At 65.8% G+C, this 23,505-nt stretch carries 19 protein-coding genes and 1 pseudogene (1 of these 20 cut by a window edge); 5 read left to right on the top strand and 15 right to left on the bottom strand.

Annotated elements, in window-relative coordinates; genetic code table 11:
* Positions 1–54 precede the first annotated feature (54 nt).
* The 5 genes and pseudogenes from HX881_RS20260 to pdxR form a co-directional block, all read right to left on the bottom strand.
* Entirely contained in the window at positions 55–1,278 is a 1,224-nt protein-coding gene (locus tag HX881_RS20260; protein WP_177086225.1) for an MFS transporter, read from the bottom strand.
* A gap of 237 nt (positions 1,279–1,515) precedes the next feature.
* Positions 1,516–2,220, bottom strand: a complete 705-nt coding sequence (locus HX881_RS33270) for a methyl-accepting chemotaxis protein (RefSeq protein ID WP_422765429.1) — start codon at positions 2,218–2,220, stop codon at positions 1,516–1,518.
* Between the two features lie 150 nt (positions 2,221–2,370).
* Positions 2,371–3,360: pseudogene (locus tag HX881_RS33265) on the bottom strand (methyl-accepting chemotaxis protein); the annotation flags it as partial.
* Positions 3,361–3,531: 171 nt separating this feature from the next.
* Complete coding sequence (locus HX881_RS20250) at positions 3,532–4,212, bottom strand: FMN-dependent NADH-azoreductase (protein WP_177086223.1); 681 nt, start codon at positions 4,210–4,212, stop codon at positions 3,532–3,534.
* 117 nt (positions 4,213–4,329) lie between these two features.
* On the bottom strand, positions 4,330–5,748 hold the full coding sequence (pdxR, locus tag HX881_RS20245) for a MocR-like pyridoxine biosynthesis transcription factor PdxR (protein ID WP_177086221.1): 1,419 nt from the start codon (positions 5,746–5,748) through the stop codon (positions 4,330–4,332).
* A gap of 124 nt (positions 5,749–5,872) precedes the next feature.
* Between pdxR and HX881_RS20240 the strand changes: the two genes are divergently transcribed.
* The 3 genes from HX881_RS20240 (at position 5,873) to HX881_RS20230 (ending at position 8,043) form a co-directional block, all read left to right on the top strand.
* A complete protein-coding gene (locus tag HX881_RS20240) occupies positions 5,873–6,328 on the top strand; it encodes a carboxymuconolactone decarboxylase family protein (protein ID WP_017128973.1) in 456 nt (151 codons plus the stop codon).
* Positions 6,329–6,390: 62 nt separating this feature from the next.
* Positions 6,391–6,711, top strand: coding sequence for a DMT family transporter (locus HX881_RS20235; protein ID WP_177086219.1), 321 nt, complete (start codon positions 6,391–6,393; stop codon positions 6,709–6,711).
* 114 nt (positions 6,712–6,825) lie between these two features.
* Positions 6,826–8,043 (top strand): MFS transporter, encoded by a 1,218-nt coding sequence (locus HX881_RS20230; protein ID WP_017128975.1) that lies wholly within the window; start codon positions 6,826–6,828, stop codon positions 8,041–8,043.
* A 102-nt stretch (positions 8,044–8,145) separates the two neighbouring features.
* Here HX881_RS20230 and HX881_RS20225 read toward each other — a convergent pair whose 3' ends face one another.
* The gene (locus HX881_RS20225) at positions 8,146–8,874 is read right to left on the bottom strand and encodes a murein L,D-transpeptidase catalytic domain family protein (protein ID WP_425503520.1); all 729 of its coding nucleotides are present in this window, start codon (positions 8,872–8,874) and stop codon (positions 8,146–8,148) included.
* Positions 8,875–9,017: 143 nt separating this feature from the next.
* Between HX881_RS20225 and HX881_RS20220 the strand changes: the two genes are divergently transcribed.
* Entirely contained in the window at positions 9,018–10,592 is a 1,575-nt protein-coding gene (locus tag HX881_RS20220) for a L,D-transpeptidase family protein (protein WP_177086217.1), read from the top strand.
* A 17-nt stretch (positions 10,593–10,609) separates the two neighbouring features.
* Here HX881_RS20220 and HX881_RS20215 read toward each other — a convergent pair whose 3' ends face one another.
* The gene (locus HX881_RS20215; RefSeq protein WP_177086215.1) at positions 10,610–12,949 is read right to left on the bottom strand and encodes a tetratricopeptide repeat protein; all 2,340 of its coding nucleotides are present in this window, start codon (positions 12,947–12,949) and stop codon (positions 10,610–10,612) included.
* A 215-nt stretch (positions 12,950–13,164) separates the two neighbouring features.
* Between HX881_RS20215 and HX881_RS20210 the strand changes: the two genes are divergently transcribed.
* Positions 13,165–13,836 (top strand): DUF3313 domain-containing protein, encoded by a 672-nt coding sequence (locus HX881_RS20210; RefSeq protein WP_017128980.1) that lies wholly within the window; start codon positions 13,165–13,167, stop codon positions 13,834–13,836.
* A gap of 169 nt (positions 13,837–14,005) precedes the next feature.
* Here the strand turns inward: HX881_RS20210 and HX881_RS20205 are convergent, their stop codons facing one another.
* The 8 genes from HX881_RS20205 to HX881_RS20170 form a co-directional block, all read right to left on the bottom strand.
* Positions 14,006–16,525: a fused MFS/spermidine synthase gene (locus HX881_RS20205; RefSeq protein WP_177086213.1), complete on the bottom strand. Its 2,520-nt coding sequence runs from the start codon at positions 16,523–16,525 to the stop codon at positions 14,006–14,008.
* Between the two features lie 69 nt (positions 16,526–16,594).
* On the bottom strand, positions 16,595–18,181 hold the full coding sequence (locus tag HX881_RS20200; RefSeq protein ID WP_017128981.1) for an arylsulfatase: 1,587 nt from the start codon (positions 18,179–18,181) through the stop codon (positions 16,595–16,597).
* Positions 18,182–18,259: 78 nt separating this feature from the next.
* The gene (locus tag HX881_RS20195) at positions 18,260–19,306 is read right to left on the bottom strand and encodes an HAD family hydrolase (RefSeq protein WP_017128982.1); all 1,047 of its coding nucleotides are present in this window, start codon (positions 19,304–19,306) and stop codon (positions 18,260–18,262) included.
* Entirely contained in the window at positions 19,303–20,358 is a 1,056-nt protein-coding gene (locus HX881_RS20190; RefSeq protein WP_177086211.1) for a BatD family protein, read from the bottom strand. Before HX881_RS20190 ends, HX881_RS20195 begins: the two co-directional genes overlap by 4 nt.
* Positions 20,355–21,935, bottom strand: coding sequence for a VWA domain-containing protein (locus HX881_RS20185; RefSeq protein WP_177086208.1), 1,581 nt, complete (start codon positions 21,933–21,935; stop codon positions 20,355–20,357). Before HX881_RS20185 ends, HX881_RS20190 begins: the two co-directional genes overlap by 4 nt.
* Complete coding sequence (locus HX881_RS20180) at positions 21,935–22,927, bottom strand: vWA domain-containing protein (protein ID WP_177086206.1); 993 nt, start codon at positions 22,925–22,927, stop codon at positions 21,935–21,937. The genes HX881_RS20185 and HX881_RS20180 overlap by 1 nt, the downstream gene beginning before the upstream one ends.
* Positions 22,914–23,405, bottom strand: a complete 492-nt coding sequence (locus tag HX881_RS20175) for a DUF4381 domain-containing protein (RefSeq protein ID WP_177086204.1) — start codon at positions 23,403–23,405, stop codon at positions 22,914–22,916. Before HX881_RS20175 ends, HX881_RS20180 begins: the two co-directional genes overlap by 14 nt.
* On the bottom strand, positions 23,402–23,505 hold the final stretch of the coding sequence (locus tag HX881_RS20170; protein ID WP_177086202.1) for a DUF58 domain-containing protein. It continues 829 nt past the right edge of the window; 104 of the gene's 933 nt are visible here — the last part of the coding sequence; the start codon falls outside the window, past its right edge — the gene reads right to left on this strand; the stop codon is at positions 23,402–23,404. The genes HX881_RS20175 and HX881_RS20170 overlap by 4 nt, the downstream gene beginning before the upstream one ends.

Below are 23,505 nucleotides of genomic sequence, written 5' to 3'. Positions count from 1 at the left end.
TGCGGCTGGCCTTTGGTCGCCGGCCTGGCCTTGCGCTTGTAGTGGGCAGATCGGCTAGCAGGTTTTTTCCCGCCGGACTGCGCCGGCAAAGCTGAGCAAGGCCAGCGCCAGCAGCCCCGAGGTGATCCAGTGCAACTTAGCCACGGCGATGCCCTGGGCGATGGCGGCCCCGCCCAGGGCTGCTCCCACGGCAAAGCCGATGTAGATGACCGAGTGGTTGAGCGCGATCAGCAGGGCGCCGTTCTGTGGCGACAGAGCCATGAGTCGTGCCTGCTGGGGGGCAAAGGTCGCCCAGCCGGTGATGGACCACAGAATCAGTGCCAGGGCGGTGGTCAGCGTGGACAGGGCGCTCACTTCCATCAGGGCCTGGTTGAGGGTGGCAATTGCCAGGCAGGCGGCCAGCGGGAAGGTGGCGCCGAAGCGGTCGAGCAGGCGGCCGCCGAGCTGGCTGCCGATCAGTCCGCCGATGCCGTAGGTGAAGAACAGGGCGATGACGATCTGCGGCGAATGATGCTCGGCAAGTGTCGTCCCCAGATAGGTGTAGCTGGTCAGGTTCGCGGTGTTCCACAGCAGACTGGGGAGCAGGGCCAGCAGGACCCTGGGCTGGACCAGCGGGGCGAAGCGAGCCCGATAAGCTTGCCGCTGCACGGGCGCTGGCGGAGTTGGAGGGTTGCGGGGGCGCAGCGAGAGCGCGGCGACGGCGCCTGCCGAAATGACGGCGACCAGCCAGAAGGTCGCTCTCCAGCCAATTGCCTGGCCGATGGCCGCACCGATCGGCACGCCCAGCACGGCGGCGGCGGTCAGCCCCACGGCCACGGCGGACAACGCCGCACCCCGACGGTTGGCCGGGGCCAGTGAGGTCGCCAGGGCATAGGCGGTCGAGGTGTACAACGCCGCCGCCAGGCCGGAGGCAATCCGCGCCATCATCAGCAGTTCGTAAGAGGGCGCCAGGGCACAGAGGGCATTGCCCAGGGCAAACAGAGCCAGTGTCGTTATGACTACCCGGCGCTGGTCGAGCGTCGCCACCAGCGGCACGATCAAGGGGGCGGCAAGGGCATAGGTGATGGCGTAGGCGGTGACCGTGAGGCCCGCTGCTTCCAGGCCAACGGCAAGGTCCCGGGCCATGAGCGAAAGGATGCCGGAGACCACGAACACATCCGTGCCAATGGCAAAGGTGCCCAATGCCAGGAGCCAGATGCGTGGGTCCAGCGAGCGAGGCGCTGCCGTGGCGTCAGGGGCGGCGGGTGCCGGAAAAACCGTCGTCTGCTCGTTGTTCATTCACTGTTCTCGACAGCCTTGGCTGACACCTGCTGCAGGTGTTCGAAGGCCTATTGTCGGGGAGTGGTACGGTTCGCGACCAGCGTCGGCGGCGCATAAGTCTCATGCCGAAGAGTCATCAATGGCTCACAGGCTGTTCGTTGCCGTTGTTGTGATCGGCCAGGGGGGCTGGAGGACAAGGGTGAGTGGATCACCCGGCCGTCGCCGGGATTCCACGCCACCCCTGGGGTCATGACGTCACAGGGTGAACTTGCCCACCAGCATCTGCAGGTGGTTGCCCAGACGCGCGAGCTCGATGCTCGACGAGGCGGTTTCTTCACTGGCCGCCGAGGTCTGTTCGGAGATGTCGCGGACGTTGATCACGCTGCGATTGATTTCCTCGGCCACCGCGCTCTGCTGTTCGGCAGCCGTGGCGATCTGGTGGTTCATCGATTCGATCGCCAGTACCGACTGGGTGATGCCGTTCAGCGAGTTGCCGGCACGGCGGGTCAGTTCGACGCTGCTGTCGGTCAGCGTGCGGCTGCTTTCCAGGCTGATGGCGACCTTGTCGGTGCCGCCTTGCAGGCCTGTGATCAGTTGCTCGATTTCCTCGGTCGAGGTCTGGGTGCGTTGCGCCAGGCTGCGGACTTCATCGGCCACCACGGCAAAGCCGCGACCCGCTTCGCCGGCCCGCGCCGCCTCGATGGCGGCGTTGAGCGCCAGCAGGTTGGTCTGTTGCGCCACGGACTTGATGACGTCGAGGACGCTGCCGATCTTGTCGCTTTCCTGCTTGAGGTCGTTCATCGCCGCCGTGGAGTTGTTCACCTCGCCGGCGAGCTTTTCGATCTGCGCCATGGCCTGGGCCAGCACCTGGTCACCTTCGCGGGCTTCATGGGTGGCGTTGACCGCGGCACTGGAAGCCTGTTCGGCGTTGCGTGCGACTTCCTGGACGGTCGCGGCCATTTCGTTCATGGCGGTGGCGACCTGGTCGGTTTCCAGTTTCTGGCTGTTGACCCCGGCACGGGTCTGCTCGGTGACCGCCGACAGTTCTTCGGCGGCACTGGCGATCTGCACCACGCCATCGCGCAGGCCGCCGATCAGTTCGCGCAGGTTCAGGGTCATGCGTTGCATGCTCAGTTGCAGCATGCCCAGTTCGTCGCGGCGCGAGACCACGGCATCGTCGGTCAGGTTGCCGCCGGCCACGCGTTCGGCGCGGCGCAGGGTTTCCATCAGCGGGCTGACGATCAGGCGGGTGATCACCCAGGCGGCGATGATCCCCAGCAGCAATGCGGCGAGGACGGCTCCACCGAGCAGATTGCGGGCATTCAGGACATCGTCGAGGCGCTGGTCGATCTGGTCCTGCGACAACTCCTGGGTCGTCGCGAGCAGGTTCTTGATATCGCCATTGAGCTGCACCTGGGCGCTATCGGCCTTGGTCTGGGCATCGCTGAACAGGCCGACGGTCGCGCGATAGTCGACCATGGCCTGTTGCAGGCGCTGCACACCGTCAGCTTCGGCGGCGGGCAGCAGGGTGCCGAGGGTCTTGATATAGGCGATGGCCTGGTCGATCGCGTCCTTGGCCGGTTGTTGCAGCTCGGCCTTGAGGCTGTAGCTGTAGCCGCGCAACTGGAAGCGCGCCTGCTGGACCACGGTCTGCGCTTTCACCAGGTCATCGATCTGGGCCTGGTCGCCGATGGGCGAAGTGGCGATCTCCATGAGCTTTTTCAGTTCGGCCACGGCGTCGTCGGCGTGACCGCCAAACACCGAGCGAGTTGCATCGCGGGCCTGGACCGCCTGGGTGAAATCGTTGAAGTGGGCGCGGTAGCTCTTGACCGTGGTGATCGCCGTTTCGAGGTAGGGAATGCTGACCGGCGAAACAAATACCGAACGGCTGTGGGCCAGGTGGCTGTCGAGGCTGTCCAGCAGTTTGACCACCGCCGCGGCGCGTTCGGCATCCGGGTTGAGGCTGTAGTAGAGGTGACCGTTGCGCATGTCCCGGGCGAGGTCGTTGAGCTTGGCGATATCGAGGATCCGGTCGCTGCGTTCACTCAGCGACTTGATACCCAGCCAGCCGGTTGTCGCGATCAACAGGGTCAGCACCATGACGATCCCAAAGCCCAGGGCGAGCTTGGCTCTGACGCTTATGTTCTCCAGCATCCTGTTAATGGGGGCAAGCATTGAACAATCTCCGCCGGTACGAACCGCTGATAGGAGGGCGCCTGGCCCTCGATTGATTAGGTCACAGCAGAGGTATCGGTCGGGAAAATTGAAACTTTATGTTTCCGGATGGCTGGTTGCGTGTTTCTGTGCGAAGGGGCCTGGAGCCGGCGGCTTGGCGAGATGATTCACTACGTGGTGCACCACGGCCTGTTGCGCTTTTTCCCGCCGCAGGTCCAGGGCGTCCGGGTGCTGTGCCGTGCCCTCGACACTGAAGAATGTCACATCGAGCAGGCCGATGGTCGCCAGTACGGCTTTCAGGTAGGGCCGCAGGAAGTCCGGCTGCTGGGCGTTTTCGCTGGAGAAGAGGCCGCCGGAGGCGATGGCCACCAGCACGGGACGGTCGCGCAGAGTGCCGACCTTGCCGGCGGGGGTGATGCGAAAGGTCCGGTCCACCTGGACCACATGGTCGAGCCAGGCCTTCAGCGTCGAGGGCACCGTCAGGTTATGCATGGGCGTGGCGATCACCACGTAGTCGGCACTTTCCAGCTCGCGGATCAACTGTTCGGATTGCAGCAGGGTGCCGCTCGCACCCAGGGTATCGACAGGTTCCCTGCGTTTGCTCGAAGCCTGTGCATGTGCGCCATCGATATGCGCCAGTGCGCCGACACCCCGTTCGGTGATCACGACGTCATGACCGCGATGATGCTCGATCAGCTCGTTGATCAGGGTTTGCGAAAGCCGCTGGCTTTCCGAGGCGCGGCCCCTGGGGCTGCAGGTCACGTGCAGTACTCTCATGGATGAATCCTTTGCTGGCTGGCTGTCAGAATGGCCATGATGGGGGCTCCCGGCCCCCTGAAGAAGATCCAAGAACCGTCTGTTCGAATAGGCCATGAGCACGCTGGCGGGTGGGCGCTACAGCAGTTCCAGGATGCGTTTGCCCAGCTGTTCCGCGTGCGCCTGCGAGTCGATGTTGGCGAACCCGAGCAGCAGGGCCGGGCCGGTTTGCCCCTCGATGTTCCATTCGCTCAGGGCTTCGGCGTAGATGCCGGCCTGTCGCAGGCGGGCCACCAGCGCCCGGTCGCACTGCTGCGGCGCCAGTCGCAGGATCAGGTGCATGCCGCCCGGCTGGGCATCGATCCGCACCTCCTGGCCCAAGGCCTTGTTCAAACCCCTGACGGTCGCTTCCCGGCGTTCGGCGTAGAGTTTGCGCATGCGCTGGATATGCCGGGCGAAGTGGCCTTCGCTCATGAACGTGGCGACGATGGCCTGGGTGAGCTCCGGGCAGTTGCCGAGAAACATCTGGCCAACCTGTTCGAAACGTTCCACTTGTGCCGGGGGCACCACCAGGTAGGCGATCCGGATGCCAGGGAACAGCACCTTGCTGAAGGTCCCGGCATACAGCACCCGACCCTCGCGATCCAGGCTCTTGAGCGCGGGCAATGGCCGGCTGACGTAGCGGTATTCGCCGTCGTAGTCATCTTCGACAATCCAGGCCTGCTGACGGCCGGCCCACTCCAGCAGTTCCAGGCGCCGGGGCAGGGACAGCGATACGGACAGCGGGCTCTGGTGGGCCGGTGTGACCACCGCCGCGCGGGCAGCGGGCGAGCGTTCGATGCCGTCGCCGACCCGCATGCCATCCTGGTCGACCGCGACCGCGACCGTTTCCATGCGCAGGTACTCCAGCAGTTGTCGGGTCGGCGCATAGCCCGGGTCCTCGACCAGCACGCGGTCTCCCGGTTCGAGCAGGGCATGGGCGATCAGCGCCAGGGTATTGCGATAGCCCGAGGTGACGAATACCTGGGAGGGCAGGCAGGCGATGCCCCGTGCCACCTGCAGGTAGCTGGCGATGGCCGTGCGCAGGGACTCCAGGCCGAGCACCGAGGGGTTGGCCATGTCGGCGATCTGCGTGGCACGCACGCAGCGTGCGCCCAACTGCGCCCAGATTTTCCGGGGAAAGGCGTCCAGGGCCGGCAGGGCCATCTGAAACGGCAGGACCGGTGCCTTGTGCCGGATCGACAGGCCTTCGACCGGGTTGGGTCCCTGGTTCGGATGGCGCTTGAGTACCGGGCTCCTGATGTCCGGTGATACCACCGTGCCGGCCTGGCCTCGGGACTGGATGTAGCCCTCGGCACTGAGCAGGGAATACGCGGTGTCGATGGTGCCACGGGCCAGGCCCAGCTCCTTGGCCAGCGCCCGCGCGGCGGGAATCCGTTCGCCGGGGCTGAGCAGGCCGTCACTGATCGCCCCGCGAAAGCGCCAGTAGAGCTGACGGTAGACGGGCTCCTTCGAATCGGGATCGAGGGGGGAGAAACGCGGAGTCGGTCGGGTCATGGTCGCTATGGTTCTGGAAGAGAATGGCTCATGGCCTATAACTAAAGGCTAATCATGGATCTTTTTCAATGGGCCAAGTCGTCGCAGGATAGAACCCTTCAAACAGCCAATACAAGGATTCATCATGACTCAACGTCTCGACTACGCTACCGCTTCGCCCGAAGGCTACAAGGCTTTTGGAGGCGTCTATGTGTACCTGCAGAAGTGTGGTTTTTCCGCCGAACTGATCGATCTGGTCTATCTGCGGGTGTCTCAGCTCAATGGTTGTGCCTACTGCATCGACATGCACACCCGTGACCTGCTCAAGCTCGGCGTGGCCGTCGAGAAACTGGTGCTGGTGCCGGTATGGCGCGATGCCGGGGCGCTGTTCAGCAATCGCGAGCAGGTGGCCCTGGCGTGGGCGGAAACCGTGACCCGGGTCGCCGAAAGCGGCGTGCCGGATGCCGACTATGCCGCGGCGGCGGCCGAGTTCAGCGACAAGGAACTCGCCGACCTGACCTATGCCATCGGGTTGATGAACGCCTTCAACCGCTTTGGCGTGACCTTCCGTTCGACTCCCGTGGCCGCCGGCAAGGCCTGATACCCACCCCGTGGCGCCCGGTCCCTGGCCTGGCGCCCACCACTTCGAAGGAATTGGCATTTATGGCATGGGCACTGTTGGGCATTGCCGGCATTCTCGAAATCGCCTTCGCCTTCTTCATGAAGGGCTCCGAAGGTTTTACCCGCCTGGTCCCCGGGCTGCTGACGGTTGTCTGCGGCCTGTCGAGCGTCGTCCTGCTCTCGCTGGCGCTGCGCACGTTGCCGGTGGGGACGGCCTATGCGGTGTGGACCGGGATCGGCGCGGCAGGCACCGCGATACTGGGCATGGCGTTGCTGGGCGACTCGATGGCGCCGCTGCGCATCCTCTGCATCGGCGTGATCCTGGCGGGGGTTATCGGGCTCAAACTGGTCTCGACAAACTGAACCGGGAGCATGACGGGTTTCGCGCCTTGAGCGATACTGGGAGGCTTTCGCCCCAGGGCGATATCGAAATCAGGTCCGTGCCGGAGTGCGCGGGCCGCAAGGAGCCGGATCAGGATGTTGGCGGTACTCAGGCGTTACCCGACTTCGGTCAATCTGCTGTTGGCTTCTTCGTTGATCCTGACCCTGGGACGGGCCATCACGCTGCCCTACCTGGTGATCTTCCTGTCCTCGCAGTTTTCCCTGGGGATCAGCGAGATCGGCCTGGTGGTCGGCATTGCGCTGGTGGCGGGGTCGCTGCTCAGCGTGTATGGCGGCTACCTGACGGACAAGGGTTCCAGCTTCCACCTGATCCTGGGCTTCACGGCGCTGTTCGTGCTCGGTTTTATCGGCATGTGCATGACCCACCGGCTCTGGCTGTTCTTCATATTCCTGGTGCTGTTCAACTTCGCCTACTCGGTGATCGACGTGGTGGTCAAGGCGACCCTGGGCCGTGTGCTGCCGGAAGCGGAACAGGCCAGCGTGTTCTCGGTGCGCTACACGCTGATCAATATCGGCTATGCGGTCGGGCCGTTTATCGGCGCAGGCCTGGCGCACCTCGATATGCGCTTGCCCTTTGTGGTCTCCGCCCTGTTGGGCGTGGTGTCATTGCTGACCTACTACAACTTCGGTGACCGGCAGCTCAGCCCGGTCGATCGGGCCCGGGCGCCGGTGTCCTTTATCGGTGTGGGCCGGATCCTGCTGCGTGACAAGCGCCTGGTCTGCTTCACCCTGGGCGGCCTGCTCAGCGCCGTGGTGTTCGGCCAGTTCACCGCCTATCTGTCACAGTTCCTGGTGACCACCGGCACCCCGGAGTTCGCCTACAGCATCATCAGTTCGGTGGTGGCGGTGAATGCGGTGGTGGTCATCTGCCTGCAGTTCGTGGTGGGCAAACGCATCAGCCAACAGCACCTGAACCTGTGGCTGACGGCGGGCTTCAGCCTGTTCCTGCTCGGGGTGACCGGGTTTGCCCTGTCGAGCACGGTGCTGCACTGGTCGCTGGCCATGGCGGTGTTCACCCTGGGGGAAATCATCGTGTTTCCCGCCGAGTACATGTTTATCGACCGTATCGCTCCCCAGCACCTGCGCGGCATGTATTACGGCGCGCAGAACCTGTCCACCCTGGGCGGTGCGCTGGGCCCGGTGCTCTGCGGTTTTGCCCTGGCCTGGTGGGCGCCGCATTTCATGTTCTACATGCTGGCGGGCTTTATCATCGCCGGCGGCTGTTTCTACCTGATCGGCGCCGCTTATGCACGCCAGCACGATGCCAGTGAGGCAAGCCGCCGGCAGGGGTGACTCGGGAGCGTCGTGGCGACTCAGGCGGGCCGGGCATTATCGACCTGGAGCGGTTCGCCGCAGTGTCAACGGCGGGCCGAGGGCCTGCGGCCTCTCGCGGCTTCAACCGCCCTGGGGGCCGCTGGCACTGGCCATCTGCTGGGGCTTGCAGTTGAGGTAGGGCGAGGACTTCAGCCAGCGTCGGTCGGGATACCAGGAGAACATGAACTGGCCGTCCTTGAGCTTGTCGACCACCTGTCGCGCCACCTGCGGGCGCACGGCGGGACAGCCCTGGCTACGACCGATGCGACCTTCGCGCCTGCTCCACAGCGGGCTGACGTAGTCGGCGGCATGAATCACGATGTCACGGTCGCGGGCGAGGTCATTGAAGCCCGGCTCCAGGCCGTCCATGCGCAACGAGTAACCGTGGGTGCCCTCATAGCTTTCCTGGGTCCGGAACAGGCCCAGGCTCGACTGGTAGCTGCCCATCCGGTTGGAGAACCGGGTGGCGAAGTTTTCCCCGGATTTCTGCCCATGGGCGACGAGGTCACGCAGCACCAGGGTTCTCTTGCGCAGGTCGAAGATCCACAGGCGCCGCGCCGTCGAGGGTTGCGAGTAGTCGATCACGGCCAGGCGTTCGGATTGCCCATGGCCTTGATTGATCGCGCATTGCATGGCGTTCAGGGCGCTTTTCAGCACCAGGGGGTTGAGTTCCGGCGCGGCGTGCGCGAGGCTGCCATACAGCGTCGGTTTCGGAGCGCTGGCGGCCAGGGCAGAACTGCCGGGCGCGGCCAGGGTCATAATGAACAGGCTCAGAATGCTCAGGCAGAGTCGGTAGCAAGATGTCAGCATATAGGGAGCGTCTCCGCCGTTGGTGCAGGCCTGCGCATCCCATCGGTCCCGGAACAGCACGATCACGGGCTGCCTTGAGGGCTTGTCGCCTCTGTCGTAACTATAGACCGCCCATGGAATGACCGTGGATTGGAGCCAAGCCTTTGTTCAAAAAACACGCATGTTACTTGAGCATTTGCCTGCTCGTTGCACCGCTGGTCGCGACGGCGGAGGATCTGCCTGTCGAGCCGTCGACGCCGTTGCAATCGGCGCTGGCACAGTTGTCGACCGACTGCCCCGCGCTGGCGGTGCAACTGGATGCGCCGGCACGTCTGCGCCTGCAGGCGTTCTATCTGCAGCACGACAATGTGCCGCTCTGGTCCGGCAATGACCGCTTGTCGGCGTTGCAGGCACAACTGCCGTTGCTGGCCGATGACGGCCTCGATCCGGCACGCTATCCGTTGCCCCGTGACACCGACGCGGGCAATGCGCTGTGCACCGATATCGAGATCAGCCGGCAGTACCTGCAAGTCCTGCAGGACCTGCATTTCGGTCGCCTGTCCCAGGCCCGTTTCGAGCCGGTCTGGCACTCCCAGCCGGCGGCGCAGGACGCGGACGCCCGGTTGCTGACGCTGGCCGCGACCGGGTTGCAGGATATGGCCCGGGGGTTCGCTCAGGCGCGGCCGAATGCCGAGCTGTACCTCAGCCTGCGGCGCATCTACGCGCAACAGCGCCTGCAGCCACTGCTGCATTGGCCAATGGTGGCCGGCGGCCCCTTGCTGCGTCCGGGCATGGAGGACCCGCGGGTGCCGGTATTGGCCGAGCGGCTGTTGGCCGAAGGCTACCTGCAAAGCCTGCCCGGCGGTCCGGAAAAGACCTACGGCGAAGAACTGGCCGATGCGGTCAGGCAATTCCAGCTGCGGCATTCGCTGCAATCCGATGGCGTGATCGGACCGGGCACCCTGACCGAGCTGAATATCAGCCCGGCGCTGCGCCGCGAGCAGTTGCGCATCAACCTCGAACGCTTTCGCTGGCTGGCGCCGGACCTGGAGCCCGAAGGCGTGCTGGTGAATGTCGCGGCGGCGCAGTTGAGCGTCTACCACGAAGGCGCGCCGATCTGGCAGACCCGCCTGCAGGTCGGCCGGGCCGAGCGGCAGACGCCGCTGTTGAAATCGCGGGTCACCCGCCTGACCCTGAACCCGACCTGGACTGTGCCGCCGACCATCCTGCGCGAAGACAAGCTGCCGGCCATCCGCCTGGACCCGGCGGCGTACCTGAGCCAGCAGAACCTGCAAGTGCTGGACAGCGAAGGCCATCCGCTGGCGGCGGACAGCATCGACTGGGAGCGGCCGGGCAATATCCTCCTGCGCCAGGAAGCCGGTCCGCGCAACCCGCTGGGCAAGATCGTCCTGCGTTTTCCCAATCCGTTCTCGGTGTACCTGCACGACACGCCCAGCCAACCCCTGTTCGCCAAGGGGCCCCGGGCCTTCAGCTCGGGCTGCGTGCGGGTCGAGCAACCGTTGCACCTGCGCGACTTGCTGTTGACCCCGGCGGAGCGGGCCAGGACCGACGAACTGCTGGCCAGCGGCACCACCCACGAGTTCCGCCTGGCGGCACCGGTGCCGATCCTGCTCGGCTACTGGACGGTCCAGGTCGACGGTGACGGCGCCTTGCTCTATGCGCCGGATATCTATGCACGCGATCCGCTGCTGTTGAAGGCCTTGGGAAGTTCGTCCTGAGGCTGTCTTTCACGTCGCTATTTCAACGCAGGATCTCCCGGATTGAGCTGTTTCCAGGCCTGGAGCAAGACCTGGGCCTTGGGTTCGTGGCCGTTTTCCAGGTAGTACTGGATCAATGAGAGCCGGGCATTGCGCTGGGTCGGCTGGTGCTTGAGCAGCGTTTCCAGTTCGGCGCAGGCGGCCTCGACCTGGCCGCTGTCGTGCAGCGCCACCGCCAGCACATAACCGTACTGGGGATTCCGCGGTTCCAGGCGTGCGGCCTTGCGCAGGGCAGGCAGGGCCTGCGCGGTGTTGCCGGCGCGGATCAGCGCCAGGCCCCGGGCGTGTTGCAGTAACGCGGCATCGGGGTGTTCCTTCAGGGCCTGGTCCAGCCGTTGCCCGGCCTCGCTGCCGTGTCCGTTGGCTTCCAGCCATTGCACCAGGGTCACCAGCGCCGGCAGGAAGTCCGGATCGCGCAGCAACGCGGTCCGCAGCAGTGCCTCGACCTGGGGGCCGCGGCCGGTGGCCTGATACAGCATCGCCAGGTTGAGGTTGGCCTCGGCGCGTTCCCTGAGGCTCGACTGCACCTGTTCGTACTCACTGATGGCCTTGTTCCAGGCCGGCTGGGCGGCGCCCAGGCCGGTGGCCGAAGCACCCAGCAGTTCGCGCGCGGCGCTGATGCGCACGGCCTTGACCGGGTCTTCGAGCAGCGGTGCCAGCAGGGCCGTGCGCTCGGCCGGCGGGACAAAGGCGCTGACGGCGCGCAGGGCGCTTTCACGCACCTGCGGTTCACCATGGGCCAGATCCTTGCTGGCAAGTTTCAAGGCCTGCTCACTGGGGTAGGACGGCAATTCGGCCAGCAGGGTGGCGCGCTGGATCGCCGGCAGGTTGCTGCGTTGCAACTGCTGGTCGAGGGCTTCGGCCGCGCCGGGGCGACCGTCACGGATCAACAGCAGGCTCTCGTCGTAACGGGGTGCGGCGGGGGGCGAGCTGTCGTGCCAGAGCTTGAACTGCGCGGTGACCTTGTCGCCCGCCGCGCCCTGGTGACAACCCAGGCAGGCATCCGGCGTGCCGAGGACCCTGGCCCGTTCCGGGTTGGGAATACTGAAGCTGTGGTCATGACGAAAGTCGTTGCCCATATAGAATTTGCCCGGCATATGGCAGTCGATGCATTGCGCTCCCGGCTGGCCGGGTTGATGCCGATGGTGCTCGGGCGAGTCGTAGTCTTTCGCTTGCAGGCCACGACCGTCGACACCGGCGACGGCACTCTTGCCCGAGGGGTTGTGACATTGCAGGCACACGCCATTTCCCGTGGCCTTGAGTTCGCCGCTGTGGGGGTTGTGGCAGTCGCTGCAACGCACGCCCTTGTCGAACATCTTGCTCTGCAGGAACGAGCCGTGCTCGAACACCTCGTCCTTGATCTTGCCATCCAGGGCATAGAGTTCGCGGGTCAGCACGCTGGGCAGGTAGTCGTCCATCAAGCGCTTGCCCACGGTATAGCCGTCACCCAGCGGGGCGCGACGGGCATGGCAGCGGGCGCAGGTCTCGATCTCGACGGTGGCGTCCTTGCTGGCGAGGTCGACGGCGAACCCCTTGTGGATCAGGTCGCTCTTTGCGGCTGTCCATTGCAGGTGATTCGACGCCGGGCCATGGCAGGCCTGGCAGCCGACGCCTAGGCTGTTCCAGTGGCTGGCGAAGCGGTTGCCGGCGGCGTCGAAGTTGCGCTGGTAACCGGTGGTATGGCACTCGACGCACATGAAGTTGGCGTTCTGGCTCGGCTTGCTCCAGTGCAGCGGGTTCTTGAAGTCCACGCCCTGGCCGGGGTAGAGGTGGAACCAGCGGTGCTTCTCGGTATCCCAGGCGACGCCGAGGGCTTGCAGGCGGCCGCCGGGGGCTTCCAGCAGGTACTGCTGCAGCGGCGCGATGCCAAAGGTATAGGCGACCTTGAAGTCGGCGGCAACACCGTCGGCGCCCTGGGTGTTGACCCAGAAGTCCTGGTCGCGACGAAAGAAGCGGGTCTGCTGCTGTTCCAGGTTCACGCTGACATCGGCGAAGTCGCCCAGTACCGTTTCCGCTGTTGCCGCCTGCATCGCCAACTGGTGGTGGGAACCTTGCCAGTCCTTGGCCTGGGGCGCGTGGCAGCCCTGGCATTGTTGTTCGTCGACCATTTGCGCGACGGGAGCCGCAGGGGCCCGGGCCACCGCTGACGGGCCGGCAGGGCGCGCGGAGGGGAGTGCCCGTACGGGCGTGCTGTCTTGCAGGGACCACCAGATGCCCACGGTCACCAGCAGCAGGAGCGCGGCGGTGACGGGGAGCAGGTAGCGGGACAGGCGCGAAGGGGAAGCGGAGGGTGCGGTGTGTTTTTTTTGCTTGGGCATTGAGACATCCGTTGTCCAACTGCATTGACCCGCCAGGCGAGCATCGACGCTGGGTCCAGCTTTGACGGCGCGGCGGCTCCTGTCAAATGAGCTTTGAGAAATGGCCCACATTGCGCGCGCAATAATCGACATTTTCGGGCCGGCGCGGCGTTCCTTGGCTATACCTACCTTTCCCGTGCCGGCAGCGGTACCGGCTAGCCAGAAGGAGTTTCGGCATGAAGTCAGGATTCATGATCAGTGCGCTGTGTATCGCCTCCCTTGCCGTGGTCGGCTGTTCGAGCCAGTCCGCCCAACCCGATCACTACTCGGGGTTTCTCAAGGACTACAGTCGCCTCAAGGAAGAGAAGAGCCCGTCGGGTGTCGAGGTGATGCGCTGGATCGATCCCAAGCTCGACGTGGGCAAATACACCAGTGCCTATATCGAACCCACCCAGTTCTATCCCGCACCACAACCCACCGTGAAGATTCCCCAGGCGACCTTGCAGGGCATCACTCACTACTATGACCAGGCACTCAAGCGTGAGCTGAGCAAATCCCTGCCCCTGGCCAATGGTCCGGGCCCCGGCGTGGTGGTGGTACGCGCGGCAATCACGGCGGTGAGCAGCAAGACCGAGAGCCTCAAGCCCTATGAGCTGATCCCGGTGGCGCTGGTGGCAGCGGCGGTCAGCACCGCATCGGGGATTCGTGACCAGGAAACCACCCTGGGCACCGAAGCCGTGTTCCTCGATGGGCAGAACCAGGCAGTGCTCGCCGAAGTGGTCCGCCAGGGCACCGGCAAGCCGCTGGAAAACGACAGCCAGGTGATGCAACCCTCCGACGTGAAAAACGTGATCGACGGCTGGGCTTCGGACATGCACCAGTCGTATCTCAAACTCAAGAGCCGGTAACAGCCGGCTTGCCGGCGATGGTGTCCGAGAGGTCGATGCAAGACTTCCCGGCCTCATCGCTGGCAAGCCAGCTCCCACCCTGTTCGAGTTGTACCTGATGTTTGTGTAAGACGAGAAAACCTGTGGGAGCCGGCTTGCCGGCGATGGCGTCCGTCTGGGCCGCGGATGACTATCGGGCCTGTCCGCCGAACCAGCGGTAGTACGGATTGCCCGGTTCGTCGCGCATCACCTCGCTCATCTCCCGGGCCCAGGCCTGGCGATCCCCTGCATAGGCGTGCAGGCTGGCGCGGTAGAAACGCATCAGGTTCTGCTGGTAGCCCTGCAGGTAATCGGTGAACAGCTTGTCCGCATGCTGCAGGGGGATAGGCTGGCGCAGGTCGAGCAGGGCTGGAAGCACCCGGCTGATTTCCCCGGCACGGACCCAGGGCGCGTATTCGATCGAGGGCCGGTCATCGGTCACGGCGGCTACTTCGCCGGCAAAGCGTTCCAGGCCACTACGGTCGGTGACCCAGGTCGCCAGCAGCGCGCTGGCCGAACTGATGCCCACGTCCTGCAGGGCACTGCGCACCGAGGGCCGGTCGAAGCGTTCGGCGATCCGTGTCGCGTCCAGTTCGATCGGTTGCAGGGAGCCCACCAGGAGCATTTCGTGGAACTCGCTGGTCCACAGCGTGGCATGGGGAAACACGTCGAGGAAACTGCGCACCAGCGCCTGTGAGTCCTCGATGTTCTGCGTCGGCAGCGGCAACCACTGGGCCAGCAGGCCGTCTTTTTCCAGGCGGCTGGCGGCCAGCTGGTAGAAGTCCCGGGAGTAGAGGTTGACCACGCCGACGGCGGAAGGCGGTGGGGGTTCGAGGGTGATCAGGTCGTAGCGTTGCGGGTTGCGCAGCAATTCCTGGCGCCCGTCGCGCAGGCGGATCTGCAGGTTCGGGTCGGCCGCGGCCTGGAAGTTACCCTTGAACAACGGCGCGGCGGCGACCACCGTCGGCAGCAGTTCGGCGACGACGCGCTGGTGCAGCGACGGGTACTGCAACAGCGCGCCAGCGGTGATCCCGGTGCCGAAGCCGATCACCAGGGCCGAGTCCGGTTCGCCGCGATGTATCAGCAGCGGCAGCAGGGCCTGGATGCGCATGTAACGCAGCGACGGCATGGCGTCGCCGGTGTTCGACACGCCCTGGATATACAGGCGCTGGAACTGCCGCTGGCCACTGCCCTGGGTGACCACGGCGACGGTCCCGCCACGGCCTTCCTGGTAGAACGCCAACTGGCCGTTGCGGGCTCCGGGCAGTAGTTCGGCCAGGCGATCCACGGGTGTCAGCCAGGCCACGGTCAGTGACAACAGGCCGAGGACCACCACGCCCTGACGATTGCCCTTGCGCAACGCACGGCCCCGGCTGACTGCCAGGTAGCCGACCGCGGCGGCGATCAGCGCCAGCACGCCGAGGGTACGCACCAGCCCCAGCCAGGGAATCAGCACGAACCCGCAGAGCATGACTCCGGCAATGCCACCGAGGGTATTGAGCGCCACCACCTTGCCGACATCGCGGCCGACCTGGCGTTGTTGCACGCCCAGGCGCAGGGCCAGGGGAAAGGCGGCGCCCAGCAGCAGGGTCGGGACAAACACGATGCTCAGCGCGGCCACGGCAAAGCGGCCGCTCATGCCGGCCAGGGGCGTGCCGCCAAGGGCCAGCACCATGGCTTCGGCCTGGGTCTGCAGGAGCACCAGCCAGCGCCCGAGCAGGGCGATCTCCAGCAGGGCAATCAATCCGGCGGCGCTGATCAGCCAGCCGAACACGCCCCAGGGATCGCGCAGGCGGTCGACCCGCCGGGCCATCAGGCTGCTGCCCAGCACCAGCCCGGCGAGGTAGGTCGCCAGCACCACGGCAAAGGCATAGGTGCGGGTGCTCATGAACTGTACGATGGACTGCGACCACACCACTTCATAACCCAGGGCCACGCCACCGGCGACGGCGTACAGCCACATGGCCAGGCGCGCCGGCGGTTGTTCGGCCCGGGCCCGTTCCGGCACTGCTGGCGGCAGCGGGCGCTCGCGACGCAGCAGCCACAGCGCGCCGGCGGCCGCCAGCAGGTTGAGCAGGGCGGCGGCCATGGCGCTGCCGCGTACGCCGAGGCTGGCGATCAACACAAAGGCGGCCAGCAGGGTGCCGGCAATTGCCCCGGCGGTATTGGCGGCATACAGGCGCGCGCCGGCCCGGCCCAATTGTTGCGGATCGGCGGCCAGGGCACGCATCAGCACCGGCAGCGTGCCGCCCATGAGGAAGGCCGGAATCCCCACCAGGCTGAAGGGCAACAGCCAGGCGGCCAGGCCCAGTTGCTGCTCAAGCCAGGCGAACGGCGCGGCGGCCTGGCCGAGGCTGACAGTGGCGGCGATGCCGAGCACGGCGACCAACAACTCCAGGGCGGCGTACAGCAGCAGCGGCTGCGCCATGCGGTCGGCCCAGCGGCCGAACAACAGGCCACCCAGTGCCAGCCCGGCGAAAAAGCCGCTGATGCCCGTGGTGATCGCATACACCTCGACGCCGACCACCAGCGACAGTTGCTTGATCCACAGCACCTGGTAGACCAGGGCCGCCGCACCGGAAACGAACAGCAGCAGGGCAGGCAGGCGCCAGGTCGTCGCGACGGGGGCGGACTGGGCCGATGACAGGGTGGCGCTGCGAGGCTCGGACATGGTGCGGTTGCCTTGTGCTGGGGTACTCGATAGGGCCGCCCGCCATGGTGGCGGGCGGCGGTCCTGCCATTACTCTTTGGGTTGCGCTTTCATCTTCTCGGCGATCTTTGCATCCACCGCCGCGCGGATCTGGTCGATGCTGAAGCTCGCCGGTTTCTGGCTGGGTGGGTACTCGATAAAGGTTTCGAGGAACTTCGCCGACTTGGTCACCGCGACGCCAGCCAGGTAGACGTTCTTGGTGTTCCAGTCGTAGAACTGGTCGGACACCACGTCTGCCCGCTCATACGGGTCCATCCGCAGGTTGAGGATCTTCGGCACCCGCAGGCACACGAACGGTTCGCTCCAGACCCGGAAACCGCCCGGCTCGCGCTGTTCGCAGAACACCACCTTCCAGTTGTCGAAGCGCATCGACACCAGCACCCCGTCGTCGTTGAAGTAGTAGAACTCCTTGCGTTCACCCTTGGGTTGCTGGCCGGTCAGGTAGGGCAGCTGGTTGTAGCCATCCAGGTGCACCTTGAAGCTGGTGCCGCCGGTCACCGGTGCCCAGCCCTTGAGCAGCTTGTCCTTGACCCCGGCATCGCCGGCAGCCGCCAGCAAGGTGGGGAACCAGTCCATGCCGGAGAACATTTCGTTGGAGACTTCGCCGGCCTTGATCTTGCCCGGCCAGCGGATGATCGCCGGCACCCGGTAAGCGCCTTCCCAGTTGGAGTTCTTCTCGTTGCGGAACGGCGTGGTCGCCGCGTCCGGCCAGGAGAACTGGTTCGGCCCGTTGTCGGTGGTGTAGACCACGATGGTGTTGTCGGCGATCTTCAGGTCGTCGAGGGTCTTGAGCAGTTTGCCGACATCGCCATCATGCTCGAGCATGCCGTCGGCGTACTCGTTGCCGGGCATGCCGCTCTGGCCCTTCATCGAGTCGCGCACGTGGGTGAACACGTGCATGCGGGTGGTGTTCATCCAGACGAAGAACGGCTTGTCCGCCTTGGCCTGTTTCTCGATGAACGCCTGGGCGGCGGCGGTGGTTTCGTCGTCGATGGTTTCCATGCGCTTGGTGTTCAGGGCGCCGGTGTCTTCGATCTTGCCGTCGGCGAAACTGTGGATCACCCCGCGCGGAGAGTTGGCCTTGACGAACTCCGCGTCGTCCTTGGGCCAGTAGGGGCGTTCCGGTTCCTCTTCGGCGTTGAGGTGATAGAGGTTGCCGAAGAACTCGTCGAAACCATGGTTGGTCGGCAGGTACTCATCGCGGTCGCCCAGGTGATTCTTGCCGAACTGGCCGGTGGCGTAGCCCTGCGACTTGAGGGCCTGGGCAATGGTGATATCGCGCTTCTGCAAACCCACCGGCGCGCCGGGGATACCGACCTTGGACAGCCCCGTGCGCAGCGGTGTCTGCCCGGTGATGAAGGATGAGCGCCCGGCGGTGCAACTGTTCTCCGCGTAGTAGTCGGTGAACAGCATGCCTTCCTTGGCGATCCGGTCGATGTTCGGCGTCTTGTAGCCGACCACGCCCATGGAGTAGGCGCTGATATTGGTCTGCCCGATGTCGTCGCCGAAGATCACCAGGATGTTGGGTTTTTCGGCGGCCCCGGCGCCTGCCGAGAGCCCCATCACTGAAGCCGCCACCAGGGCGAGCTGGGGAAGCCACTTGCGTATGCCAGTCATATGACTTGCTCCTTTTGCGCTAGCTTGAGCCGTCCTGCGACGACCAACGTTTCTACCTTCCTGAGTTACGTTTTCCGCTTACTGCACTTGCTCGGTGGGGGCGGCCTCGAAGGGGTAGACCTTGCGCCAGGCGCTCGCCATGTCGACGACGGTCCAGCCCCGTTGGTTGGCCTCATCCAGGGCCTTGTCCAGGCGCCCTATGTTCGATTGCCGGTCATAGGCCCACTCGCGCCTGGCATCGGTGTGATGCACCAGGCCCATGAAGCGCTTGCCGCCGCCGGCGGCGGTCCATTGCAGCATCTGCAAGTCGCCGTCGGAGTTGCCGAAAGCCAGCAGCGGGCGGCGGCCGATGATCGCGTCGATGCTTTCCGGCTTGCCCGGGCCGTCGTCGTTGTGGGCCAGCTTGGCGGTGCGCAGGATCGACGGCGTGCCGTTGTCCAGCTGGAAGCGGGTGACGAAGCCGGAGCCGATGACCTGCTCTGGTGGAATGCCGTACACGGTCTCGGCGAAGGCACGCATGAACGCGGTATCGCCGCCGGACACGATGTAGGTCTTGAAGTCTTCCCGGCGCAGGTAGTCGAGCATTTCCAGCATCGGCTGGTAGATCATCTCAGTGTAGGGCTTGCCGGTCTTCGGGTGCCGGGCTTGGGCCAGCCAGGTCCGGGCACGGTCGATAAAGGCTTCGGTGGTGATCCCGGTGTGGGTGGCGCCGATGATCTTCAACAGGCCGTCCATGCCGCTGGCGGCCAGGGCCTTCTGATCGTTTTCCAGCACCGCCTTGAACGGTTGCTGGCTCTTCCATTCCGGATGCTGCGGGGCCAGGCGCCGTACTTCATCGAAGGCGAACAGCACCTGGAAATAGGCCGGCTGTTCGCTCCAGAGGGTGCCGTCGTTGTCGAACACGGCGATGCGTTCGGCGGGTTTGACGAAGTCCTTCGAGCCTTGCTCGGTGACGGCCCGGACAAACTCGATGATGGCAGCCTTGGCCGGGCCTTCCTGCCATGACGGCAACGGATCGGCGGCGGCCTGGGCCTGTATCGTGAGGACCTGTAACGTCAGGAGCGACAACGTGAACAGCAGCGACAGCAGCCAGCCACGACGATAGAGCGGCGATGGACGGGTCATGGGAACTCCTTCTCCAGACGAGGATTGAGCGGGCGCAGGCCCGTTGAGCGATGGGCGTGCCACCAGCGTTGCCAGGCGCGGCCGCCGCGACGGGCCAGGGGCGGACCCAGGCGCACCAGCAACCCCAGCGCCAGCACGGCCAGGCCCCAGGTCAGCCAGTGTCGTGACAGATGGATACGGCCCTGGCGGGCCAGGGCCTGGACGTCTTCGGCGACCGAAAACACCGGGCGATAGTGCGTATTGGCGATGGCGTCGAAACTCACCGCCGGTACTTCGAGGGTGCGTGCCTGCCGGGTGGTGCTATCCCACCATTTGAGTTGCACCGCCGGCAGCTGGAAGTGGCCCGGATGCTCGATGCGGTAGCTGGCCTGGTCGACGCGCTGCCCGCCGTCGAGGTTGCCGCGGCCATCGTCGAGGTTGCTGATCGCGGGTGTCTTCAGGTAGCGGCTCAGGCCCGGCACCTGCTGCAGCACCGGTGCGGGCAAGGCCATGCCCGGTGTGCCGTCGGCTTGCAGGGTCAGTTCGCGGGTGACGCTGTCACCGACCGTGGGCGGGTTGGATGAATAGGTGATCTTTTGCGAAAGTCGCAGCCCGCGGGCCACCAGTACCGTTTCGCCCGGACCGAAACCCGGCGGTGGGCGGGCGCTGAAGTGCTGTGCCGGGATCTGCGCGCTGAGTTCGTGGCTGGCCTGGCCGGGGGTGGCCTGCACCGTCAGCGCCGGAATGACGAACTCGCCGGCTTGCTGCGGGGTGATCCGGTAGCTGTAGCGCAGGCCGAAGAAGGGCTTGCCTTCCAGCGTCAGGTTCAGGTGCTCGGCTTCGCTGCCCGGCGGCTCGACCTGGGCGCCTGCGAGTGTCAACGCGGGTAGATTCGCGGCACGGGTAAACCAGGTGTCGGTGAGTACATCGACCTGCAGGCTCAGGGTTTCACCGACTACCGCCGTGGTGTCGGGTTGCAGTCGGGCCTGTACCCGCAATTGCGGTTCCTCGGCCAGGACGGGCCAGGCCAGGGCGCAGAGCAGGGCGGTGATCGCCGGCAAGCGGGGGTTCATCGGCTTGCCTCCCGCTGGTCCTGCAGGCTGAATTTCTGGCGCAGGAAACGCGCCGGCGAGGTGCTGAGGTTCTGCAGCCAGAGTTCGTCGCTGGCCGCCTGCGGGGTCTGTACCTGTTGGGTCTTACCCTTGCCGGCGGGTTTGTCGAACTGCACCTGGTCGGGCTTGACCTCGGGGGCGTTCTGCGCGGCGCTGTCGGTATCCTTTTGCAGGGCAATGGCCAGGGCCAGGTTGGCGCTGGCTTCGGGGAACTGTGCTTGCAACTTCAGCGCCTGGGTGTAGGCGGCGATGGCCTGGTCGAACTTGAAGCGCCGGGTGTAGATATTGCCCAGGTAGAAATATGCGGCGGCGCTGTCCAGGCGGGCAAAGCTGGCCAGGGCCAGGTCGTAGTCGGCGGCCTGGTAGGCGGCGATGCCTTTCCAGTATGGGTCGCTGAAATGCGCGGCGGCGGCCGGGTAGTGCTGCTGTTCGAAGGCCAGGCGGCCCTGTTGGTCGGGGGTGAGGAAGGCATCGGCCAGCACTCCGGCGCGAACCGGCGTCGGTGCCAGGCCGGCCGCCAGGCATAGCAGCACGGCGGCGCTCCAGTTCAGGCTCCAACCCTTGCGCAGGGTGAAAAACGCCAGCACTACCAGCGGCCAACTCAACCAGTAGCCGGCGTCCTTCCAGCGCAGTTGCTGCTGTTCGGCGCTGGCGGCCTGGAAGTGCTGCCGGGCGTGCAACTCGACCCATTCCAGGTCTTTGTCGTCGAGGGTCAGGCTGCCCAGGGGGGCGTCGAGGGCCTTGGCCAGTTGCTGCAATCCGGCGCGGTCGAAGCGCCCCAGTTGCGGACGCCCGCTGCTGTCGGTGCGTGGTTGTCCGGAGGCATCGCGCAGGATGCCGCCGTCCTCGCTGCCGACCGCCAGGACCAGCACCTGCAGCAGACTACCGTTGAGTTGCCGGGCCAGCCCCGGCAATTGCGCGGTATCGGCGCCATCGGTGATCAGCAGCAGGCTGCCCGGCACCTGCTCGGCGGCCAGCAGGCGCCTGGCCTCATCGATTACGGCGGCGACGTTTTTCCCCGGACGGCTGATCAGGTCAGTGCCCAGGGCCTGGACAAAGCTGTCGAGCAACGCCGGATCGTCCGTTGGCGGCAGTACCAGATGGGCGCTGCCGGCATAGGCCAGCAACGCGGTCTTCGCACCGTTGCGGCGCTGGATCAGTTCATGCAGCTTGTGCTTGACCGCTTCCAGGCGGCTGGGGGGGATATCGCCAGCGTCCATCGACGGCGAAAGGTCGACGGCGATCAGCAACGGCGCGCGGTTTTCCAGGAAGTCCGGCCGGTCCTGTTCCCAGGTCGGCCCTGCGGCGGCGATGGCCCCCAGCACCAGCAGGGCGCTGGCCAGGTGCACCGGGCGCAGGCGGTGCGGGTCGTTCGGGGTCAGTAGCAGGTGGGGCAGCAGGTGTGGGGCGATGGTCCCGCGCAGGCGCCGCTCCAGGCCCTGGCTGCGCCGCCAGAGCAGCGGCAGCAGCAGGCCGAGCAGCGCCAGCGGCAACCAGCCGGGACGAAGGAAATGCAGGGCCGAGAGGTCGATATCCATCAGGCCTCCTGCCGTCGACGAGCCGATTGCAACCGTGGTCGCAGCCAGGCGGCCAGGTGATAGAGCGCCAGCAGGCTGATGGCGGCGGCCACCGGCAGCCAGAACAATTCGCGCTTGGGCTGGTGGCTGAGGGTCTTGACCTGGTGCGGGGTCAACTGGTCCAGGGTGCTGTAGACCTGGTCCAGGGCCGTGCGGTCTTCGGCGCGGAAGAAGCGCCCGCCGGTGACCCGGGCGATCTGCCGCAGGCTGGCGAGATTGACCTTGGCTTCGCCGTCGGCATCCGGGTCGCCGATGCCGATGGTGTGGATGATCACGCCCTTGGCGGCGGCCATGGCCGCCGCGCGCTCGGGGGGAATGGCGCTGCTGGTGTCGTTGCCGTCGGTGAGCAGGATCAGCACTTTTTCGGGTTCATGGGCCTGCTCCAGCAGCTTGAGGCTCAGGCCGATGGCATCGCCGATGGCGGTGTCGGGCCCGGCCATGCCGATGCCGGTGTCCGCCAGCAGGATTGCCAGGCTGGCGTGGTCCAGGGTCAGGGGCGCCTGGGGATAGGCGCCGCTGCCGAACACGATGAGTCCCAGGCGGTCGTCGTGGCGCCGCTGGATAAAGCCTTGCACCACCTGTTTGACGGCGCTCAGGCGATCGACCTGGCGGCCCTCGGCATCGGTGAAGTCGCGGGTTTCCATGGACTGGGAAATATCGATGGCCAGCATCAGATCGCGCACCGGTTGCTGGTGCTCGATGGGCGGCTCGATCCACACCGGCCGGGCGAGGGCCAGCACCAGCAGCACCCAGATCACGGCGTTGAGCAGCAATTGCCCACGGTTGCGGGTGCCGCCGGCAACGTCGGGGACCTGGCCGACAGCCTGGCTCATGGCGGCGAAAAACGGCACCCGCACGGCGCTGCGGGCTTCACGGTAGGCGGGCAGGTAGCGATAGCCGACCCCCGGCAGCAACACCAGCAGCAACAACCAGGGGTAATCAAGCTGCCACATGATGATGCTCCACCCAGTGCCGGCACTGTTCGAGCAACTGTTGCCGTTGCTCCGGTGCCAGGGCCAGCAGGCGGCTGTCCGGGGCATAGGCCAGTTCCGCCAGTTGCCGGCTGAAATCGGCGGGCAACGGATGGCCGCCATGTCTGGCGAGAAAGTCCTGCCAGGGCTCGCCACTGAGCTGGGTGACCGTCGACGCGGGCACGCCGGGCATCGACAGGGCGACGCGCTTGAGCAGTTCGGGCAGTTCGCGTAACGCCGCCGGTTGTTCGAGGTGGAGCGACAAGTGTTCGAGCCGCGCCAGGGCTTCGCGTCGGTAGCGGTTCTGTCGCCAGCGCCAGTAGCGGCGCACGCCCCAGGCCAGCAGGCCGACCAGCAGCAACCCGAGCAGCACGGCCCAGCCCCAGGTCTGCGGCCAATAGCTGACCGGTGCGGGCAGGGCCATTTCCTGCAACTGGTCAAGGCTCGGCGGCACGCTCATCGCCTGGCACTCCCCTGGCGACCGAGTTCGTTACGCAACTGCGTCGCGGCGGTTTCGGCGGTGCTGAACATCATCAGTGGCACCTGGCTGCGGCGCAGCA

This window comes from Pseudomonas gingeri, assembly GCF_013386115.1.
GTDB lineage: Bacteria > Pseudomonadota > Gammaproteobacteria > Pseudomonadales > Pseudomonadaceae > Aquipseudomonas > Aquipseudomonas gingeri.
Note: the sequence above shows the minus strand (reverse complement) of the source record. Positions and strands in the feature narration are given on the sequence as shown.

Coding starts and splice junctions, on each gene's coding strand:
- HX881_RS20215 (WP_177086215.1), bottom strand. CDS start 12,949: ATGCCCAAGCAAAAAAAACACACCGCACCCTCCGCTTCCCCTTCGCGC.
- pdxR (WP_177086221.1), bottom strand. CDS start 5,748: ATGACCCGACCGACTCCGCGTTTCTCCCCCCTCGATCCCGATTCGAAG.
- HX881_RS20225 (WP_425503520.1), bottom strand. CDS start 8,874: ATGCTGACATCTTGCTACCGACTCTGCCTGAGCATTCTGAGCCTGTTC.
- HX881_RS20200 (WP_017128981.1), bottom strand. CDS start 18,181: ATGACTGGCATACGCAAGTGGCTTCCCCAGCTCGCCCTGGTGGCGGCT.
- HX881_RS33270 (WP_422765429.1), bottom strand. CDS start 2,220: ATGGCCGCGACCGTCCAGGAAGTCGCACGCAACGCCGAACAGGCTTCC.
- HX881_RS20180 (WP_177086206.1), bottom strand. CDS start 22,927: ATGTGGCAGCTTGATTACCCCTGGTTGTTGCTGCTGGTGTTGCTGCCG.
- HX881_RS20210 (WP_017128980.1), top strand. CDS start 13,165: ATGAAGTCAGGATTCATGATCAGTGCGCTGTGTATCGCCTCCCTTGCC.
- HX881_RS20175 (WP_177086204.1), bottom strand. CDS start 23,405: ATGAGCGTGCCGCCGAGCCTTGACCAGTTGCAGGAAATGGCCCTGCCC.
- HX881_RS20235 (WP_177086219.1), top strand. CDS start 6,391: ATGGCATGGGCACTGTTGGGCATTGCCGGCATTCTCGAAATCGCCTTC.
- HX881_RS20205 (WP_177086213.1), bottom strand. CDS start 16,525: ATGTCCGAGCCTCGCAGCGCCACCCTGTCATCGGCCCAGTCCGCCCCC.
- HX881_RS20250 (WP_177086223.1), bottom strand. CDS start 4,212: ATGAGAGTACTGCACGTGACCTGCAGCCCCAGGGGCCGCGCCTCGGAA.
- HX881_RS20190 (WP_177086211.1), bottom strand. CDS start 20,358: ATGAACCCCCGCTTGCCGGCGATCACCGCCCTGCTCTGCGCCCTGGCC.
- HX881_RS20240 (WP_017128973.1), top strand. CDS start 5,873: ATGACTCAACGTCTCGACTACGCTACCGCTTCGCCCGAAGGCTACAAG.
- HX881_RS20260 (WP_177086225.1), bottom strand. CDS start 1,278: ATGAACAACGAGCAGACGACGGTTTTTCCGGCACCCGCCGCCCCTGAC.
- HX881_RS20195 (WP_017128982.1), bottom strand. CDS start 19,306: ATGACCCGTCCATCGCCGCTCTATCGTCGTGGCTGGCTGCTGTCGCTG.
- HX881_RS20185 (WP_177086208.1), bottom strand. CDS start 21,935: ATGGATATCGACCTCTCGGCCCTGCATTTCCTTCGTCCCGGCTGGTTG.
- HX881_RS20230 (WP_017128975.1), top strand. CDS start 6,826: ATGTTGGCGGTACTCAGGCGTTACCCGACTTCGGTCAATCTGCTGTTG.